This window comes from Streptomyces fildesensis (assembly GCF_016107395.1).
GTDB lineage: Bacteria > Actinomycetota > Actinomycetes > Streptomycetales > Streptomycetaceae > Actinacidiphila > Actinacidiphila fildesensis.
Window position 1 is genome coordinate 13,521 of record NZ_JAAIKO010000030.1, and the last position, 19,286, is coordinate 32,806.

Annotated in this window: 11 protein-coding genes; 5 read left to right on the forward strand and 6 right to left on the reverse strand. The window is 71.3% G+C overall.

From position 1 onward, the window contains the following. Positions 1–47: 47 nt before the first annotated feature. On the forward strand, positions 48–788 hold the full coding sequence (locus C6N31_RS29375; RefSeq protein ID WP_138358878.1) for a response regulator: 741 nt from the start codon (positions 48–50) through the stop codon (positions 786–788). A 69-nt stretch (positions 789–857) separates the two neighbouring features. On the opposite strand, the gene C6N31_RS29380 is transcribed toward C6N31_RS29375, so the two are convergent. After that, the gene (locus tag C6N31_RS29380; RefSeq protein ID WP_187144894.1) at positions 858–2,054 is read right to left on the reverse strand and encodes a winged helix-turn-helix domain-containing protein; all 1,197 of its coding nucleotides are present in this window, start codon (positions 2,052–2,054) and stop codon (positions 858–860) included. Between the two features lie 109 nt (positions 2,055–2,163). Further along, the gene (locus C6N31_RS29385; RefSeq protein WP_138358874.1) at positions 2,164–2,754 is read right to left on the reverse strand and encodes a GNAT family N-acetyltransferase; all 591 of its coding nucleotides are present in this window, start codon (positions 2,752–2,754) and stop codon (positions 2,164–2,166) included. 197 nt (positions 2,755–2,951) lie between these two features. Between C6N31_RS29385 and secA the strand changes: the two genes are divergently transcribed. Continuing rightward, entirely contained in the window at positions 2,952–5,729 is a 2,778-nt protein-coding gene (gene secA / locus C6N31_RS29390; RefSeq protein ID WP_138358872.1) for a preprotein translocase subunit SecA, read from the forward strand. Positions 5,730–5,838: 109 nt separating this feature from the next. Here the strand turns inward: secA and C6N31_RS29395 are convergent, their stop codons facing one another. Then, entirely contained in the window at positions 5,839–6,312 is a 474-nt protein-coding gene (locus tag C6N31_RS29395; RefSeq protein WP_164608352.1) for an Rv3235 family protein, read from the reverse strand. Between the two features lie 211 nt (positions 6,313–6,523). On the opposite strand from C6N31_RS29395, the gene C6N31_RS29400 reads away from it, so the two are divergent. The 3 genes from C6N31_RS29400 (at position 6,524) to C6N31_RS29410 (ending at position 13,011) form a co-directional block, all read left to right on the forward strand. Next, entirely contained in the window at positions 6,524–7,030 is a 507-nt protein-coding gene (locus C6N31_RS29400; protein ID WP_138357600.1) for a DUF6912 family protein, read from the forward strand. Positions 7,031–7,070: 40 nt separating this feature from the next. Continuing rightward, a complete protein-coding gene (locus C6N31_RS29405; protein WP_138357599.1) occupies positions 7,071–7,727 on the forward strand; it encodes an HAD family hydrolase in 657 nt (218 codons plus the stop codon). 340 nt (positions 7,728–8,067) lie between these two features. Then, entirely contained in the window at positions 8,068–13,011 is a 4,944-nt protein-coding gene (locus C6N31_RS29410; RefSeq protein WP_138357598.1) for an NAD-glutamate dehydrogenase, read from the forward strand. Positions 13,012–13,108: 97 nt separating this feature from the next. Here the strand turns inward: C6N31_RS29410 and C6N31_RS29415 are convergent, their stop codons facing one another. From C6N31_RS29415 to C6N31_RS29425, 3 genes are all read right to left on the reverse strand, one after another. Then, on the reverse strand, positions 13,109–14,431 hold the full coding sequence (locus C6N31_RS29415) for a serine/threonine-protein kinase (protein ID WP_269288820.1): 1,323 nt from the start codon (positions 14,429–14,431) through the stop codon (positions 13,109–13,111). A gap of 177 nt (positions 14,432–14,608) precedes the next feature. Next, a complete protein-coding gene (locus C6N31_RS29420; protein WP_138357597.1) occupies positions 14,609–15,226 on the reverse strand; it encodes a class I SAM-dependent methyltransferase in 618 nt (205 codons plus the stop codon). Positions 15,227–15,528: 302 nt separating this feature from the next. Further along, on the reverse strand, positions 15,529–19,134 hold the full coding sequence (locus C6N31_RS29425) for a bifunctional glycosyltransferase/CDP-glycerol:glycerophosphate glycerophosphotransferase (protein WP_198358574.1): 3,606 nt from the start codon (positions 19,132–19,134) through the stop codon (positions 15,529–15,531). Positions 19,135–19,286 lie beyond the last annotated feature (152 nt).

Sequence of the window (19,286 nt, forward strand, 5' to 3'; positions counted from 1 at the left end):
GAAAGCATGGGTGTAGCTGCCAACTCTGGCCTGAGGGGGAGGATCTGATGCCGGACAGCTTCGAGCCCGCAGACATCAGCGACGAGGGGCACGCCCCTGCGAGGGACCACCTGGAGGCGCCCCGCAAGGAGCCCATCCGGGTACTGGTCGTCGACGATCACGCCCTGTTCCGGCGGGGGCTGGAGATCGTCCTCGCGCAGGAGGAGGACATCCAGGTCATCGGCGAGGCGGGGGACGGCGCGGAGGCGGTGGAGAAGGCCGCCGACCTGCTGCCGGACATCGTGCTGATGGACGTCCGGATGCCCAGGCGCGGCGGTATCGAGGCGTGCACCTCCATCAAGGAGGTCGCCCCCAGCGCCAAGATCATCATGTTGACGATAAGCGATGAAGAGGCCGACCTCTACGAAGCGATCAAGGCCGGCGCGACGGGATATCTGCTCAAGGAGATCTCCACGGACGAGGTCGCCACCGCCATCCGCGCGGTCGCCGACGGCCAGTCGCAGATCAGCCCTTCGATGGCGTCCAAGCTCCTCACCGAGTTCAAGTCGATGATCCAGCGGACCGACGAGCGGCGGCTGGTGCCCGCACCGCGGCTCACCGACCGGGAGCTGGAAGTGCTCAAGCTCGTGGCGACCGGTCTGAACAACCGTGACATCGCCAAGCAGTTGTTCATCAGCGAGAACACCGTGAAGAACCACGTGCGCAACATCCTGGAGAAGCTGCAGCTGCACTCCAGGATGGAGGCCGTGGTCTACGCGATGCGCGAGAAGATCCTCGAAATCAGATAGCCGGTAGCCGGTGTCCGGTGGCCGGTAGCCAGCAACAGGAGACGCCGGCGCCGGGCAAGGGGCGCCGGGTCAGCGGCGGTCGTGGGTCCGGTTCAGGGCGTCCGCCAGCGGCTCCCGCAGCGCTTCCGGCAGCACCCGTTCCACCCGCGCCTCCACGCAGCCGACCCAGCCCGCCGCCTCGGCGATCGCCTCGGCCGCCGGCTGCACCGCCTTCGGGCCGTCGAGCGTCACCTGCCGGGCCACGAGGGTGCTGCCCTCGCGTGCCGGGTCCACCCGGCCCACCAGATTCCCGCCCGCCAGCAGCGGCATCGCGAAATAGCCGTGGATGCGCTTCGGCTTGGGGACGTACGCCTCCAGCCGGTGGGTGAAACCGAAGATCCGCTCGGTGCGCGGCCGGTCCCAGACCAGGGAGTCGAACGGGGACAGCAGGGTCGTACGGTGCCGGCCGCGCTTCGCGGCGGACTCGGCGTCCAGCACCAGAGGGTCCGCCCAGGCCGGCTTGCCCCAGCCCTCGACCTCCACCGGGACCAGTCCGGAGCCCTCGATCACCGCCATCACCTGCTCGCCCTTGAGCCGGTGGTAGTCCGCGAGGTCGGCGCGGGTGGCCACGCCCATCGCCGCCCCGGCCTGCGCCACGAGCCGCCGCATGCACTCCGCGTCATCGATGTCGTCGTGCAGCAGAGCGTCCGGAATGGCGCGCTCCGCCAGGTCGTAGACGCGCTTCCAGCCGCGCCGCTCGGTGCAGACCACCTGGCCGGTGTCGAGCAGCCACTCCACCGCGATCTTCGTCTCCGACCAGTCCCACCAGGGGCCGCCGTTCTTGGCGCCGCCCAGTTCCGTGGACGTGAGCGGCCCGTCGGCCTTGAGCCGGTCCAGTACGGCGCCGCACGAGCGGTCGGCGTCCTCCAGCACGTGCCAGCGGTGGCCGCGGTCCCGCCGGGCGCGGCGCCGGAAGGCGAAGTGCGGCCATTCCTCGATGGGCAGGATGCAGGCGGCGTGCGACCAGTACTCGAAGGCGTGCGACTCGGTCCAGTACGCCTTCTCGATGGCGTCCCGGCCCACGGCGCCCAGCCGTGCGTACGGAATGAGCTCGTGCGACCGCGCCAGGACGGAGATCGTGTCGAGCTGGACCGCTCCCAGCCGGCGCAGCACCCCGCGGACCCCGGCGCGCCGGTCCGGGACGCCGAGCAGGCCCTGCGCGCGCAGGGCGATCCGGCGGGCATCGTCCGCGGACAGGGTGGCTACGGGGCGGGGCAGCGGTGTCATGCCGGAGAGCCTAGAACGCGCCACTGACAATGCCCCGGGCCCACCGGCGACCCGGCCGCCCGCGACCCGTGCACCGCCTGCCGAGGTCCCACTCGCCCGCCGAGGATCCCTACTCGCCCGGGAAGGGCAGATACGGCGTCGCCAGCGGAAGCCCCAGGTCCGAGGGGAGCAGCGAACCGGTCCAGCAGTCCCGCCGGGTGCCGTTGTGGACGATCTTGGCCCGCATGGTGCCCTCCATGACGAAGCCGATCCTGCGGGCGACCGCGCGCGATCCCTCGTTGCCCGCGTCCGCGAACCACTCCATCCGCTGCACGCCCAGGTCGGCGAAGGCCCACCGGCACACCGCGAGGCCGGCCTCCACGGTGTACCCGCGGCCGCGCTGCTCCTTGACCGCCCAGTAGCCGAGCTCGGCCTGGTGGTCGGGCGCGCCCAGCTTGCCGAGCCGCACCAGTCCGACGGAGCCGACCAGCGTGCCGCCGTCCCTGGTAAAGGCGCCGAAGTTGTAGAGGATGTCGTCGGCCCACCCCTGGGCGCTCACCGGACCGGTGAAATCCGCCGCGTCCTGACGCGTGTACGGCGACGGGACGCTGGTCCAGCGGGGGATCTCCGGGTCCTGGCAGGCTTGGTACACCGCGTCGGCGTCGGCCGGCCCCAGCGTGCGCAGAACCAGGCGTTCGGTGGTGAGGGTGATGGGCTCCATGAGCGGAGTATCGCCGACCGCCGGGCCGGTTGAAAAAGCGATTTGTATCACTACGCGGGGTGACGGCGGACCGGTGTGCTGACGGACCTCCCGGCCTGCAGGTGTCCTCGCTTACGATGGCCGTTGCGGCGGAGTGCATCCCGCTGTGCCCAGCGCGAGATTACGTGCCAGGCCCGACCGGCAAGGAGCCAGCCTACGTGTCCGTCTTCAACAAGCTCATGCGTGCAGGCGAAGGCAAGATCCTGCGCAAGCTGCACCGCATCGCGGACCAGGTCAATTCCATTGAAGAGGACTTCGTCAATCTGACGGACGCCGAGCTGCGGGCCCTCACCGACGAGTACAAGGAACGGTTCGAGGGCGGCGAGACCCTCGACGACCTGCTTCCCGAGGCGTTCGCCACGGTCCGTGAGGCCGCCAAGCGCGTGCTCGGCCAGCGTCACTACGACGTCCAGATGATGGGCGGCGCAGCTCTCCACCTCGGATATGTCGCAGAAATGCGCACCGGTGAGGGCAAGACCCTGGTCGGCACCCTGCCCGCGTACCTGAACGCGATCTCCGGCAAGGGCGTCCACCTCATCACCGTCAACGACTACCTCGCCGAGCGTGACTCGGAGTGGATGGGCCGGGTGCACAAATTCCTCGGCCTCGAGGTCGGCTGCATCCTGGCGAACATGTCGCCGGCGCAGCGCCGCGAGATGTACAACTGCGACATCACGTACGGCACCAACAACGAGTTCGGCTTCGACTACCTGCGCGACAACATGGCGTGGTCGAAGGACGAGCTGGTGCAGCGCGGCCACAACTTCGCGATCGTCGACGAGGTCGACTCGATCCTCGTGGACGAGGCCCGTACCCCGCTGATCATCTCCGGCCCCGCCGACCAGGCCACCAAGTGGTACGCCGACTTCGCGCGCCTGGTGAAGCGGCTGAACAAGGGCGAGGCCGGCAGCATCGGCGTCGAGGAGACCGGCGACTACGAGGTCGACGAGAAGAAGCGCACGGTCGCCATCCACGAGAGCGGCGTCGCCAAGGTCGAGGACTGGCTCGGCATCGACAACCTCTACGAGTCGGTGAACACCCCGCTCGTCGGTTACCTGAACAACGCGATCAAGGCCAAGGAGCTCTACAAGAACGACAAGGACTACGTCGTCATGGACGGCGAAGTCATGATCGTCGACGAGCACACCGGCCGTATCCTCGCGGGCCGCCGCTACAACGAGGGCATGCACCAGGCGATCGAGGCGAAGGAAGGGGTGGACATCAAGGACGAGAACCAGACCCTCGCCACGATCACCCTGCAGAACTTCTTCCGCCTCTACGACAAGCTCTCCGGCATGACCGGTACGGCCATGACCGAGGCCGCCGAGTTCCACCAGATCTACAAGCTCGGTGTCGTCCCGATCCCGACCAACCGGGACCTCGCGCGGCTGGACCGGGCGGACCTGATCTACCGCACCGAGGAGGCGAAGTTCGCGGCGGTCGTCGAGGACATCGCCGAGAAGCACGAGAAGGGCCAGCCGGTCCTGGTCGGCACCGTCTCGGTCGCGAAGTCCGAGTACCTGTCGGCGCAGCTGTCCAAGCGCGGTGTCCCGCACGAGGTGCTGAACGCCAAGCAGCACGACCGGGAGGCGTCCATCGTCGCCCAGGCCGGCCGCAAGGGCGCGGTCACCGTCGCCACGAACATGGCCGGCCGTGGCACCGACATCAAGCTCGGCGGCAACCCCGAGGACCTCGCCGAGGCCGAGCTGCGCCAGCGCGGCCTGGACCCGGTCGAGCACGTCGAGGAGTGGGCCGCGGACCTGCCGGCGGCGCTGGAGCGCGCCGAGGCGGCCGTCAAGGCCGAGTTCGAAGAGGTCAAGGAGCTCGGCGGCCTGTACGTGCTGGGCACCGAGCGCCACGAGTCCCGCCGGATCGACAACCAGCTGCGCGGCCGCTCCGGCCGTCAGGGCGACCCGGGCGAGTCCCGCTTCTACCTCTCCCTCGGTGACGACCTGATGCGCCTGTTCAAGGCGCAGATGGTCGAGCGCGTGATGTCGATGGCCAATGTGCCGGACGACGTCCCGATCGAGAACAAGATGGTGACGCGCGCGATCGCGTCCGCCCAGTCGCAGGTCGAGCAGCAGAACTTCGAGATCCGCAAGAACGTCCTGAAGTACGACGAGGTGCTCAACCGCCAGCGCGAGGTCATCTACGGCGAGCGCCGCCGCGTCCTGGAGGGCGAGGACCTGCACGAGCAGGTGCGGCACTTCATGGACGACACGATCGAGGCGTACATCGACGCCGAGACGAAGGACGGCTTCGCCGAGGACTGGGACCTGGACCGGCTGTGGAACGCCTTCGGGCAGCTCTACCCGATCAAGATCACCGTCGAGGACCTGGAGGACGCGGCCGGCGACCGGGCCGGCATCACCGCCGAGTTCATCGCCGAGACCGTCAAGGACGACATCACCGAGCAGTACGAGGAGCGCGAGGCGCAGCTCTCCGGTGACGTCATGCGCGAGCTGGAGCGGCGCGTGGTCCTGTCGGTGCTGGACCGCAAGTGGCGCGAGCACCTCTACGAGATGGACTACCTCCAGGAGGGCATCGGGCTGCGCGCCATGGCGCAGCGCGACCCGCTGGTCGAGTACCAGCGCGAGGGCTTCGACATGTTCACCGCCATGATGGAGGGCATCAAGGAGGAGTCCGTCGGCTACCTGTTCAACCTGGACGTCCAGGTCGAGCAGCAGGTCGAGGAGGTCCCGGTCGAGGACGCGGCGCCGTCGCTCGTCAAGGACGCCCGTCCGGAGATCCGCGCCAAGGGCCTGGAGGCCCCGAAGCGGGCGGACCGGCTGCACTTCTCCGCTCCTTCGGTGGACGGCGAGGGCGGTGTCGTCGAGGGCGACTTCGAGAGCGAGGGTGCCGGTTCCGACGGGGACGGCCAGACGCGCGCGGAGCGCCGCAAGGCCGCCAAGGGCGGCAAGCGCCGCAAGAAGTAGCGCGGGCGCACGGCGCGAAAAGTCGCGCGGTAAGCACCGGCCGGGGCCGGACTCCCATCGCGGGGGTCCGGCCCCGGCCGCGTTCCCACGAGGCCGCGGGGGCGGCGGGTCAGCGGGCCTCGACCGCGGTGCAGCGCCAGACACCCCCGCCCGCCCCGTCGGCGTCCCCGCCCGTTCCGCCCGCCGGGCCGCGCTCCAGCCGGAAGGCGATGGCGCGGAAGGCGTCATGGGCCAGGGAGACGACGGCCGTCACCTCCAGGGCGCCGTCGTGCTGCCGCGCGACCTGGCAGCTGTGGACGTAGGGTGCTTCCCCGCGGGCCCGGCGCTGCCAGTCGGCGCGGGAGGTCACCAGCTCCCAGAGCCGGTCGTAGGCGGGGCCGCGGACCCGGCCGGCGAGGCAGCTGATGGGCTGCCGTCCGGTGAGGACGGTGAGCAGCCGGCCGGCGAACCACAGGTGTGGCGGAACGGCGGCCGGCCGGCCCGCCCGGACCGGCGGGCGCCGGTGGTCGTGCCGGTTGGGCGGCCCGGACCGGCGGGTGCGGGCCGGGCCGGGACGGGCGGACGCTGGTGAGGTGACGGCCATGCTGATACCCCCGTGGTGCGGTGCCGGCGGGATCCGCCGGATTCGGCCGGTTGTGGCCGGGTACGTACCCGGGCCACCGGTTTCTACCGTTCGGTAACCCGGTTGTACGCGCCACCGGGGGGCGGGGACAACGCGGTCCGCCGGCGCGGGACGCGGGCGGCCGTTTCACCTATCCGCGTGGTCGCGCCGTTACGCACGTATGCTGACGGCCATGCGCGTCTACATCCCCACGACCCTGTCCGGCCTGGCCGAGGCCCACAAGGCGGGCGAACTGGGCCCCGCACCGCTGGACGCCTACGCGGTCACCCCCAGCCTTCGCGAGTGGTACGTCTCCGACGACATCGAGGAGCTGGAGTACGCGGCGCTGACCCGGGCCGCCCAGGCGTCGCTCCGGCAGCTCGCCGTGAACCCCGACGCCCCGCGCCGCCGCATCGTGCTCGCGGTGGACGTGCCGGAGTCGGCCGTCGCCTTCGACCCGGACCGCGGGCTGGACGCCGCCGCCCTCGGCGAGGTCCGGCTGGCCGCGGTGGTGTCGATGAGCGATGCCGCCGCCGTACACCTGGACGCCACCGACGCGGAGCAGGACGTGACCGCCGCGGCGCTGGCGCTGGGTGCGGCCGACGCGGGCGACGACGACGCCCAGTTCACCGTCGACGGCGCGGAGGACCACGAGCTGCTCTGGTTCGCGACGCAGGAGATCCCCAACCTGATCGGCTGAGGCCGCCGGGCTGTCGTACCCGCCGGGTAACGTCGGGTGCGTGAACGCTCATCTGGTGTGGGACTGGAACGGGACCCTTTTCCACGACATCGACGCGGTGCTGGAGGCCACGAACGCCTCCTTCGCCGAGCTCGGCCTGTCCCCGATCACCCTGGACCGCTACCGCGAGCTGTACTGCGTGCCGGTGCCGAAGTTCTACGAGCGGCTGATCGGCCGGCTGCCCACGGACGCGGAGTGGGTGGTGATGGACGAGGCGTTCCACCGGCACTACTGGGAGCGGGCGGGGAACTGCGGTCTCGCCGAGGGCGCGGCCGAGCTGCTCGCCGCCCAGCAGCACGCGGGGCTGACGCAGTCGCTCTGTTCGCTCGCCCCGCACGATCTGCTGATACCGATCGTGCGCACCCACGGCATCGAGCGGCACTTCGTCCGGATGGACGGCGCGACCGGGCCGTCCGGCGGCGGCAAGGCCGAGCAGATGGTCCGCCACCTCGCCGCCCTGGAGGGCGTCTCACCCGACCGCGTCGTCGTCATCGGCGATGCGGTGGACGACGCGCTGGCGGCGGCCCACGCGGGCGCACACGCCGTTCTGTACACCGGGGGGTCGCACAGCCGGGTCAGTCTGGCGGCCGCCGGGGTGCCGGTGGTGGATTCGCTCGCGGAGGCGGTCGAGGCCGCCCGGCGGCTCACCGCGGGATGACAGGTCCGGATGATCGGCCCTGAATGACCAGGGCCGGTCGGCCGGCCCCGGGATGACGGGGCCTGACCGGATCGGACATCCGGCTGTTTGCGCGCTGTCCATTTGGTCCAAGAATCCGGCCAGGTTTTATACAGAGGCGTCCCCTGACAGCCCCCCGGGCCGGAGCGATAGCCTTACTGCGTGATCAGCGTTGATCCATGCAGGCGGGTCCGATCCGTAAACAACGGTACGGCGCCCCTGTATCCCGGCATAGCGTCGTCCCGTAGCGGTGAACCCGCGCCCCGGGACGCCGCGCCATCACCCGACGTCACGCAACGGCGCGCGACAGGAGTCAGAGGACATGCAGACCAAGCTGGACGAAGCCAAGGCCGAGCTGCTCGTACGGGCGGCCCGGGTAGCTGAGAACAGCCCGGCAGGGGGACACCCCGGCCAGGGCCTCGACGCAGAGGCGCTGACCGCGTTCCTCCAGCGCTACTACCTGCACAGTGCACCGGAGGACCTGCTCGACCGCGATCCGGTCGACGTGTTCGGCGCGGCACTGTCCCACCACCGGCTCGCAGAGGTACGCCCGCAGGGCACCGCGAATGTCCGGGTCCACACCCCGACGGTCGAAGAGAACGGCTGGGCCTGCAGCCACACCGTCGTCGAGGTCGTCACCGACGACATGCCCTTCCTCGTCGACTCGGTCACCAACGCCCTGTCGCAGGCCGACCGGGCGATCCATGTGGTGGTCCACCCGCAGATCGTGGTGCGCCGCGACGTGACGGGCAAGCTGCTGGAGATCATCGGCAACGGGTGCTCGCTGCACGACAACGGCGGCGACCCCGACAACCTCCCGCACGACGCGCTCACCGAGTCCTGGATCCACGTCGAGATCGACCGTGAGACCGACCGCGAGGATCTCAAGCAGATCACCGCGGAGTTGCGCGGCGCGCTGTCCGACGTCCGTGAGTCCGTCGAGGACTGGACGAAGATGCGCGAGGCCACGCTCCGGATCGCCGAGGAGCTCGCCGCGACGCCGCCGCCGCTGCCCGAGCAGGAGGTCGGCGAGGCCTGGGAGCTGATGAAGTGGCTCGCCGACGACCACTTCACCTTCCTCGGCTACCGCGAGTACGAGCTGACCACCGACGCCGGCCCGGACGGCAGCGGCGAGGACGTCCTGTCGGCGATCGCCGGCACCGGCCTGGGCATCCTGCGCTCCGACCCCCAGCACGGGGACGACGGCACGCACCCCGGTTCCCCGTCGTTCAACCGGCTGCCGGCCGACGCACGGGCCAAGGCCCGTGAGCACAAGCTGCTGATCCTCACCAAGGCCAACAGCCGCTCCACCGTCCACCGGCCCTCCTACCTCGACTACGTCGGGGTGAAGAAGTTCGACGCCGAGGGCAACGTCATCGGCGAGCGGCGCTTCCTGGGCCTGTTCTCCTCAGCCGCGTACACCGAGTCGGTGCGCCGCGTCCCGGTGATCCGCCGCAAGGTGGAGGAGGTGCTGGAGGGCGCCGGATTCACCCCGGACAGCCACGACGGCCGCGACCTGCTCCAGATCCTGGAGACCTACCCGCGCGACGAGCTGTTCCAGACCCCGGCCGACGAGCTGCGCTCCATCGTCACCAGCGTGCTGTACCTGCAGGAGCGCCGCCGGCTGCGGCTGTTCCTGCGGCAGGACGAGTACGGCCGCTACTACTCCGCGCTGGTCTACCTGCCGCGCGACCGCTACACCACGGCGGTGCGGCTGCGGCTCACCAACATCCTCCAGGACGAGCTGAACGGCCACAGCGTCGACTTCACCGCCTGGAACACCGAATCGGTGCTCTCCCGGCTGCACTTCGTCGTCCGCGTGGCGCCCGGCACGGCCCTCACCGACCTCACCGAGGCCGAGATCGACCGGATCGAGGCCCGGCTCGTCGAGGCGGCCCGCTCCTGGGCCGACGGCTTCGCCGAGGCGCTCACCGCCGAATGCGGCGAGGAGCGGGCCGCCGAGCTGACCCGCAGCTACGCCCAGGCCTTCCCCGACGGCTACCGGGCGGACTTCACCCCCCGTTCGGCCGTCGCGGACCTGCAGCACATCGAACAGCTCAAGCCCGAGGGCGACTTCACCCTCAGCCTGTACGAGCCGGTCGGCGCGGCTCCCGGGGAGCGCCGCTTCAAGATCTACCGCACCGGTGCGCCCGTCTCGCTCTCCGCCGTTCTGCCGGTGCTGCAGAAGCTCGGCGTCGAGGTCGTGGACGAGCGCCCCTACGAGCTGCGCCGCACCGACCACACCCGCGCCTGGGTGTACGACTTCGGCCTGCGGCTCGACCCCTCCCTCGGCGATCTCGGCGACGACGCCCGTGAGCGCTTCCAGGAGACGTTCGCCGCCACCTGGACCGACGAGGCGGAGAACGACGGCTTCAACTCCCTGGTGCTGCGCGCCGGGCTGAACTGGCGCCAGGCCATGGTGCTGCGCGCCTACGCCAAGTACATGCGGCAGGCCGGCTCCACCTTCAGCCAGGACTACATGGAGGACACCCTCCGGAACAACGTCCACACCACCCGGCTGCTGGTGAACCTCTTCCAGGCCCGGATGTCCCCGGACCACCAGCGGGCCGGCAAGGAGCTGACCGACGGGCTCCTTGAGGAGCTCGACGGCGCGCTCGACCAGGTCGCCTCGCTGGACGAGGACCGCATCCTGCGGTCCTTCCTCACCCTCATCAAGGCGACGCTGCGCACCAACTACTTCCAGCGCCGCGACGACGGGCAGCCGCACAGCTACCTGTCGATGAAGTTCGACCCGCAGGAGATCCCGGACCTGCCCGCGCCCCGCCCGGCCTTCGAGATCTGGGTGTACTCACCGCGGGTCGAGGGTGTCCACCTGCGCTTCGGCAAGGTCGCCCGCGGCGGGCTGCGCTGGTCCGACCGGCGCGAGGACTTCCGTACCGAGGTGCTGGGCCTGGTCAAGGCGCAGATGGTGAAGAACACCGTGATCGTGCCGGTCGGCGCCAAGGGCGGCTTCGTCGGCAAGCGGCTGCCCGACCCGGCGGTGGACCGTGACGCGTGGCTGGCCGAGGGCATCGCCTCGTACAAGACCTTCATCTCCGGCCTGCTCGACATCACCGACAACCTGGTGGGCGGCGAGGTCGTCCCGCCGAACGGCGTGGTGCGGCACGACGAGGACGACACGTACCTGGTCGTCGCCGCGGACAAGGGCACCGCGTCCTTCTCCGACATCGCCAACGAGGTCGCCGTCAGCTACGGCTTCTGGCTGGGCGACGCGTTCGCCTCCGGCGGCTCGGTCGGCTACGACCACAAGAAGATGGGCATCACGGCCAAGGGCGCCTGGGAGTCCGTCAAGCGGCACTTCCGCGAGATGGGCCACAACACGCAGTCCGAGGACTTCACGGTCGTCGGCGTCGGCGACATGTCGGGCGACGTGTTCGGCAACGGGATGCTGCTCAGCGAGCACATCCAGCTGATCGCCGCCTTCGACCACCGGCACATCTTCCTGGACCCGACCCCCGACGCGGCGGTGTCCTACGCCGAGCGGCGCCGGATGTTCGAGCTGCCGCGCTCCTCGTGGGCGGACTACGACAGCTCGCTCATCTCGGCGGGCGGCGGCATCCACCCGCGCAGCGCCAAGGCCATCCCGATCACCGCGCAGGTCCGCAAGGCGCTCGGCATCGAGGGGAACGTCGCCAAGCTGACCCCCGCCGAGCTGATGAAGGCGATCCTGCAGGCCCCTGTGGACCTGCTCTGGAACGGCGGCATCGGCACCTACGTCAAGGCCTCGACCGAATCGCACACCGACGTCGGCGACAAGGCCAACGACGCGATCCGCGTCGACGGCGCGGACCTGCGGGTCAAGGTCGTCGGCGAGGGCGGCAACCTGGGGCTGACGCAGCTCGGCCGTATCGAGTTCGCGCTCAACGGCGGCCGGATCAACACCGACGCGATCGACAACAGCGCCGGCGTGGACGCCTCGGACCACGAGGTCAACATCAAGATCCTGCTCAACAGCGTGGTCGCGGACGGCGATCTGACCGTCAAGCAGCGCAACACGCTGCTCGCCGCGATGACCGACGAGGTCGGCAGCCTGGTGCTGCGCAACAACTACGCGCAGAACGTCGCGCTCGGGAACGGCATGGCGCAGGCGTCCAGCCTGCTCCACGCCCACCAGCGCTTCATGCGCAAGCTGGTGCGCGACGGCCGGCTCGACCGGGCGCTGGAGTTCCTTCCCACCGACCGGCAGATCCGCGAGCGGCTCGCCAACGGGCAGGGGCTGAGCCAGCCCGAGCTGTCCGTGCTGATGGCGTACACGAAGATCACTGTCGCGGAGGAGCTGATCCACACCGACCTCCCGGAGGATCCGTACCTGCGCACGCTGCTGCACGACTACTTCCCCAAGCCGCTGCGCGAGCGGTTCGAGACGCAGATCGAGAGCCACGCGCTGCACCGTGAGATCGTCACGACGATGCTGGTCAACGACACCGTCAACACCGGTGGCACGACCTTCCTGCACCGTTTCCGCGAGGAGATCGGCGCGACCGGCGAGGAGATCGTCAGGGCGCACACCGCGGCCCGCGCGATCTTCGGGCTCTCCGCGATCTGGGACGACGTCGAAGCGCTCGACAACGTCGTGGACGCCGATGTGCTGACCCGGATCCGGCTGCACTCGCGCCGGCTCGTCGAGCGTGCCACGCGCTGGCTGCTCAACAACCGGCCGCAGCCGCTGGAGATCGCCGGGACGATCGAGTTCTTCCGCGACGGGGTGGCCACCGTCTGGTCCCAGCTGCCGAAGCTGACGCGCGGCGCCGACCTGGAGTGGTACCAGAGCATCCATGACGAGCTGACCGGCGCGGGTGTCCCGGAGGAACTGGCCACCCGGGTCGCGGGCTTCTCGTCCGCCTTCCCGGCCCTCGACATCGTCGATGTCGCGGACCGCACCGGCAAGGACCCGCTCGAGGTCGCCGAGATCTACTACGACCTCGCCGACCGGCTCCAGATCACCAAGCTGCTGGACCGCATCATCGAACTGCCGCGGGCCGACCGCTGGCAGTCGATGGCCCGCGCGGCCATCCGCGAGGACCTCTTCGCGGCGCACGCCTCGCTCACCGCCGACGTGCTGTCCGCCGGGAACGGCACCTCCAACCCGGAGCAGCGCTTCAAGGCGTGGGAGGAGCAGAACGCGGCGCTCATCGGCCGTGCCAGGACCACCCTCGACGAGATCCAGGGCTCGGAGGAGTTCGACCTCGCGAACCTGTCGGTCGCGATGCGGACGTTCCGTACGCTGCTGCGCGCCCGCCGCTGAGGCGGGGGCCGACAGGCCCACGCCGACGCAGGACCGTGAACGCCGGCCGGACCCCGTACACCGGGGCCCGGCCGGCGTTCGTGCGCTCGGGGGTGCGTCAGCCGGCCGTTCCCGGCACGGGTGCGCTCGGTGCCGGCCCCTGGGGCGATACCGGTGTTCCGCAGCACCGCGAGGTGCCGGGCGCCGGTGAAGGGGTGGCCGGTGGCGGGCGGTGGTCGCCGTTCCGCAAGAAGGCGAAGGTCAGGGTCACCGCGAGGAGCAGGGCGACGACGCTGCCGGCGATCGCGAGCAGCGTCTGCTGGCGGTACTTGCCGCCCACCGGCGGTACGTCGGGTGTGGCGGTGCCCCAGTTGGACCAGGTGGAGACGACCGGGCCGAAGAGGTTGCCGGGAGCCGGCTCGGCGGAAGGGTCCGGTGCGGAGTCCGGTGCCGAGTCGCCTAATGTCATGGATTCCGGCTCGGGCGGCCGCTGGGCCGCGGCCGCGCGCCGGACGATCTCCGCCGTCAGCGGCTCGGGCAGCCAGTCGGTGACATCGCGCAGCGGCCGTCCGGCGGCCCGCTCGCACAGTCCGGCCAGTTCGGCGGGCTCGGGCCGGTCGGCGGGATCGGCGGCCAGACAGCGCTCCAGTACCGGTCGCAACAGGTCCGGGTAGCCGGACAGGTCCGGTGGCCGGAGGGCGGTGTTGGCGATCCGGGTGGCGAGGCTGATGGGGCCGCCGGGACCGAGTTCGCCGTACGGATGGCGGCCGGTCGCGACCACCGCGGCGAGCAGGCCGAGCGAGAAGATGTCGCTGGCGGGCGTGAGGGCGTCCCCGTTGGCGTGCTCGGGCGACATGTACTGCGGGGTCGTGATGAGGCCGCCGCCACGCGTCGGACGGGTGGATTCGGCGGCCCTGGCTATGCCGAAGTCGGCCAGCCAGGGACCGTCGTCGCTGAGCAGGACGTTGCCCGGCTGGAGATCGCGGTGCACGATGCCGCCGGCGTGCACCGCGCGCAGCCCCTCGGCCACACAGCCGGTCAGCTGCAGGGCGGCGGGGAGCGGCAGCGGCCCGAAGGCGGTGAGCGCGTCGTCGAGGGAGAGGCCGGGTACGTAGGCGGTGGCCAGCCAGGGCCGGTCCCCGGTGGAGTCATGGCCGACGATCGGGACGACGTGGTAGCCCCGGACGTCCCGTGCGGCCCGCACGTCCCGCTGGAAACGCCGGCGGAACTCCTTGTCCCGCGCGTACTCCCGGCGGATCACCTTCAGGGCCGCGGGCTGCCCGCCCGGGGTGTGCGACAGATAGACGGTGCCCAGGCCGCCCTCGCCGATCCTGGCGAGCAGCCGGTACCCGGCGATCTCGCGGGGATCGTCCGGCCGCAGTGCGCCGAGAGCGCCGGGCGCGTCGCCGCTGTCGCTGTCGTTGCTGGCGATGTCCGGCACCCCCGATTGGCGATCGAGGAACGATGCTATCGGTCCGAACTCCTGTGCATGGCAGGGGAATCCGGCCAGGAAAAGGATGCTCCACGGCCGTGTTCCGCCCCGCGGGGACGACTGCGCCCCCGCCCTCCCGGCGGACCGGGTGGACGGGGGCGCGGCTGGTTCGCGGAGTGCGGCCGGTCAGGCCGTCGGAGCCGAGGAGACCAGGACGAACTCGTTGTAGGGGAAGATCTTCCCGGCCGCGCGGGGGAACGGGAAGGAGTACGTGCGCTTCGTGGTCAGACCCGCCTCGTCGGCGTAGGCCCGCAGCTCCTCGAAGCCGACGAAGCGCACATGCGTGGCGTCCGTGCGGTAGCCGGCCTCCTGCGGGGTGATGAGCACCACCGAGCCGCCGGGCTTGAGGTACGGCAGGTACTGGGCGAGCAGACCGGACGCGACGTCCTCGTCCAGGTGCTCCAGCACGTGCGCGCAGAGCAGGCTGTCGAACGAACCGGGCCCGCAGTCCGCGGCCTCGGCCAGCTCCTCCGGGGTGTACGCGGTCAGACCGCGCTCACGGGCGGTCGCCACCGACGTCGGGTTGTGGTCCACACCCACGCTGTCCGGACCGCAGTTCTGCAGGTTCCGGCCCAGTCCGCAGCCGATGTCGAGCACCCGGCCCAGCTTCAGGCGGCGCAGGTTCCAGCGGTACGGGGCCTGCGTGGGAAGCAGCCGCTTGATGCCGGCCTTTTCCAGGGTCGCCAGACGCTCGGTGTAGTTGGCGTCGGCGGTGCTCTTACGGTCCTGCGAGGTGTCGGACATCAGCCGGAGTAGCTTTCTCTGGGATGAACGGGAAGAACGCTGGGTGACGAGAGGCCGGGCCCGGCCCGGGGACCGGCGGCGGGCGACCCTGTCTGAGCCGACCTGGACGGGAGGCACTCTTCTTGAATCCTCCCCCAGCCGAAGCAGGGGGATTCCTGGCTCACGCTGCTCGGTCGCTCAGCGAACAATCGAGTCTGACGCGATCAACACCAGCCGGGGTGAAACCAGCCCGGTTTACGTGAACGCTAGCAGCGCGGAGAACGCAAATACCAGGGCCGTCCGGCACGGTGGCCGGCGGGCTCTCACCCTTGATCGGAAAACAGCAGGTCAGCGACCCGGGAGGCGGCCGAGCCGTCGTCCAGGGGGCAGAAAGCGGTGTGGAAACGGGCATAGCTCTCCGCACTGCGCCGGATGACGGAGTCCAGATCGCGCAACGCGCCGATCAGGTCGTCGGTGCTGCGCAGCAGCGGGCCGGGCGCCTGGGCCTCGAAATCGAGGTAGAAACCGCGGACGGTGTCCCGGTAGTGGTCCAGGTCCGGCGTGAGGAACAGCATGGGGCGCCCGGTGTTGGCGAAGTCGGCCATCACGGACGAGTAGTCGGTGACGAGCACGTCCGCGATCAGCAGCAGCTCGGCGAGATCCGGGTAGCCGGACACATCGCGGGCGAAACCGCCGCCGTTGACCGGCACCCGGTCCGCGACCAGCGGATGGGCGCGCACCAGGAGCACGTGGTCGGCGGCGAGCGCCGACTCGGCGGCGGCGAGGTCCAGGGCCAGGTCCAGCCGGTAGTGCCGGTCGTCGTACGCCCGGTCGTCGCGCTGGGTGGGGGCGTACAGGACGACCCGCTTGTCCGCCGGGAGACCGAGCTGGGTGCGGACCTCCTCGGCGAGCTTGTCCCGGTCGTCGGCGAAGAGCAGATCGGTGCGCGGCAGCCCGGTCTCGACGACCTCACCGTCGTAACCGAGCGCCTGGCGCAGCAGCGGGGTGCTGTACGGGTTCGGGGAGATCAGTACGTCCCACTGGTGGCCGCGCAGGGGCTGCGGCCACAGGTGGGCGAGGTCGGCGCACAGGGTGCCGGCCAGGTCCTGGCCGATGCGTTTGACGGGGGTGCCGTGCCAGGTCTGGACGACCCGCTGGCCCTCGCGCCGCTCGAACCAGGCGGGCAGGTGGGTGTTGGTGACCAGATGACGGCTGCGGGCGAGCGCCTCGTGCCACGCCGCGCTGCCATGGGTGACGGCGCGCACGGTGGGCGGCAGCTGCACACGGGCGTCGCCGACCACCCACAGGTGGTCCAGGGCGGCGCCGCGGCGCACCAGCTCCTCGTGCACGGCGCGCGGCGAGTCGGAGTACTGGCGCCCGTCGAAGCTGCTGTACAGCACGGTGTCGCGCAGCGTACGGGCGCGGGCCTGCGGATAGTGCCGCTCGCGCAGCAGGCGGCCGCGGTACGGGCCGCGGTCCTCCGGCGCCACGGTGGGACCGGCGTCCAGGAACAGCTGGTCGTGGCAGCGGCGGTCCAGCGTGAGGGCCCGGTCGGCGTCCGGCAGCTGCGTCGGGACCGGGAGCGGGAGAGGAAGCGACGGGAACGCGCAGGGGGCCACGTGGACGGGGGTCTCGCCGGTGACGTCGGTGTTCTCCGCGCTGCCGGTGCGCAGGTGGAGGTACCAGTGCCCCTCGGTCGGCGCGGCCTCCGCGGGCCGGACGGTCACGCTGAAACGGTCCCCGTCCGCGGTGACCGGGAAGGCTGCCTCCGCCCGGTGGGTGCCGTGCCGCAGCACCAGTTCGGCTCCCTCGGGGGTCCTGGCCGGCAGTTCGCCCTCGATGAGCAGCGAACCGTCCGCCTGCAGTCCCACCTGGTCGGCCACGGCGCGGAGCGTACGGTCCCGCAGCTCCAGGTCGCCGGCGGCGGTGACCCCGAGGACCAGCTCACGGTGGAGCCCGCCGAGCAGGGGGTCGGTGCCGAGCGCGTACCGGCCGGGCGACAGCGACGGGCCGACGGCGATCCGGGTCGACCCGTCGGCCAGGGTGAAGGCGACGTCCCAGGTCGCGCTCGCCCCGGGGGAGGCGCCCGCCGGGCCGTCGGTGCCGCTGCCGGTCCCGTCGGCGGGGGCTGGAGTGGTGGCGGTGGCGCGGGCGGTCGCCAGGTCGGCGAGGGAGAACCGGGCGGTGACGACGCTTCCGGGCTTTCCGGCGGAGCCGGCCGGCCGGCAGACGGCGGGGTATTCGAGGAACGCCCCGGAGGCGCGGTGGGTCAGGAGCAGGGTCCGCGGCTGCTCCGTGCCGCTGTTGACGGCGAGCACTTCGACGGTGTCGTCGTCCACTGCGTGGTGGCCGGTCAGCCGGACCTCGACCGGTTCGACCGACAGCCGCAGCCGGCCGTCCTCGAAGCAGGGGACGAGGCGCAGCCCGTCGCCCAGCGGATGCGGCACCGGTGAGGCGCCGGAGCCGGTGTCCCCGGCGTGCACCTCGGTGGTCCTGACGACGCCGGAGGTCGCCACGGTGACGCCCAGCCGCCACCGGCCCGCGGTCCACCGGCCGCCGCGCCGCAGCCGCTTGGGGTCGACGGTGATCTCGAAGCCGGACCAGTCGTAGCAGTGCTGCTCCTGCCGCGAGGCGTCCGTGGCCTCCGGGACCGGCACGGTACGCAGCGGGACCAGGAGTTTGCGGCGGCCCGACGTCAGGACCGCGGTCTTGAGCGACCTGCGCTTCGCGGAGGCGTCCAGGTTCTGGATGTACGCATAGCCCCTGAGGACGAGCTTGCCGTCCTGCCAGCGCGTTTCCAGCAGGCGGGACCGTACGGGGAGGTCGGCCGCGGAGAGCGCGGCCACGTCGTACGGCAGCCGGATCGTGCCACCGGCGCGCGCGCCGTCGGGGATCTCGGCGCGCCTGCGGAGCGGGGGGCCCGCGACGGTGAAGCCGGCGTGGTTGCGCTCCTCGTGCGCGAGCGCGGCGAGCAGGTCGTCGAGCCGGCCCTCGCGGATGAGGTGGCACGTGATCCGCAGCCCGACCGGGAGTTCCCCGTGGAGGGAGGGGTCGACGCGGGCGAGGAAGTCCCGGGCGCGGTCCATGAAGACCTCGCGGTACTCGGGGCCTGCCATCGGCAGCGCCCCGGCGCAGTCCAGCAGGTCACCGGAGAGGATGGAACGGTCGTACTCCCGCTTGAGCGCCTCCCGCTTGTGCGTTGGCGTCGACGCTGACATGGACGTCGACGTGCCGGCGAGGAAACGGCTGACGCCGTCGACGGCCGCGAAGCGGTCCCGCAGGTCCTGGACGTCGGTGCGGCGGCGGTTCGCCGGGCGGGGGTGGGGCTGGTGCCGGTCGCGCTCGCGCTCGGGCAGGACGTCGACGGCCTCGGCGAGGAAGTGCGCGGGGATCGTGACCGCGCCGTCCTCGTGGCGGACGTCTTCGGGGAACGTGAGGGCGTGGCGGTCCCAGAAGGTGCGGCGGAACACCTTGTTCGTCGCCGAACGGTCCGCGAGGAGGGCGCCGTCCCGGGTGATGTGGGTGGTGGTCGCCGTGGTCGTGACTTGTGCGGCGGCGGTGGTGGCGAGGTCCGCGCCCGAGCGGTCCAGCCGGGTCACCAGCTTTTCGTACGTGCGGGGCGGGAGGGTGTCGTCACCGTCGAGGAAGGCCAGGTACGTGGTGCGGGGATCCGCCTGCCTGGCGCCCGCGTTGCGGGCGTGACCGACGCCCCGTGCGTCCGGCCGCGCGGCTCGTACCAGCCGGAAGCGCCGGTCGTTCGCGGCGAACCGCCGCGCGATCTCCGGGGCATGGTCCGCGTCCCCGTCCGTGACGTCGACCATCACCACATCGAGTGCGTCCAGCGTCTGTTCCGCGACCGACCGGAGGCATTCCTCCAGGTGCTGCTCGACGTTGTGGACGGGGACGACGACGGTCAGTCGGGGCGTCATACGGCGGCTCGGGCCTTTCCGGGTGCGGGTGCCGGGGCCGGGCTCTCCGGCGCGGGGTCCGAAATCGTGTATGTGTGGGCCTGGCGGCCCACACATACACGGCAGCATTTCGGACCCCCGCGCCTACGACCCCGTCCCCTCCCGTCGCCGGG

Excerpts from the sequence above, each read along its gene's own strand:
- C6N31_RS29385 (WP_138358874.1), bottom strand. The coding sequence starts at position 2,754 with ATGGAGCCCATCACCCTCACCACCGAACGCCTGGTTCTGCGCACGCTG.
- C6N31_RS29425 (WP_198358574.1), bottom strand. The coding sequence starts at position 19,134 with ATGACGCCCCGACTGACCGTCGTCGTCCCCGTCCACAACGTCGAGCAG.
- C6N31_RS29395 (WP_164608352.1), bottom strand. The coding sequence starts at position 6,312 with ATGGCCGTCACCTCACCAGCGTCCGCCCGTCCCGGCCCGGCCCGCACC.
- C6N31_RS29400 (WP_138357600.1), top strand. The coding sequence starts at position 6,524 with ATGCGCGTCTACATCCCCACGACCCTGTCCGGCCTGGCCGAGGCCCAC.
- C6N31_RS29410 (WP_138357598.1), top strand. The coding sequence starts at position 8,068 with ATGCAGACCAAGCTGGACGAAGCCAAGGCCGAGCTGCTCGTACGGGCG.
- C6N31_RS29375 (WP_138358878.1), top strand. The coding sequence starts at position 48 with ATGCCGGACAGCTTCGAGCCCGCAGACATCAGCGACGAGGGGCACGCC.
- C6N31_RS29380 (WP_187144894.1), bottom strand. The coding sequence starts at position 2,054 with ATGACACCGCTGCCCCGCCCCGTAGCCACCCTGTCCGCGGACGATGCC.
- C6N31_RS29420 (WP_138357597.1), bottom strand. The coding sequence starts at position 15,226 with ATGTCCGACACCTCGCAGGACCGTAAGAGCACCGCCGACGCCAACTAC.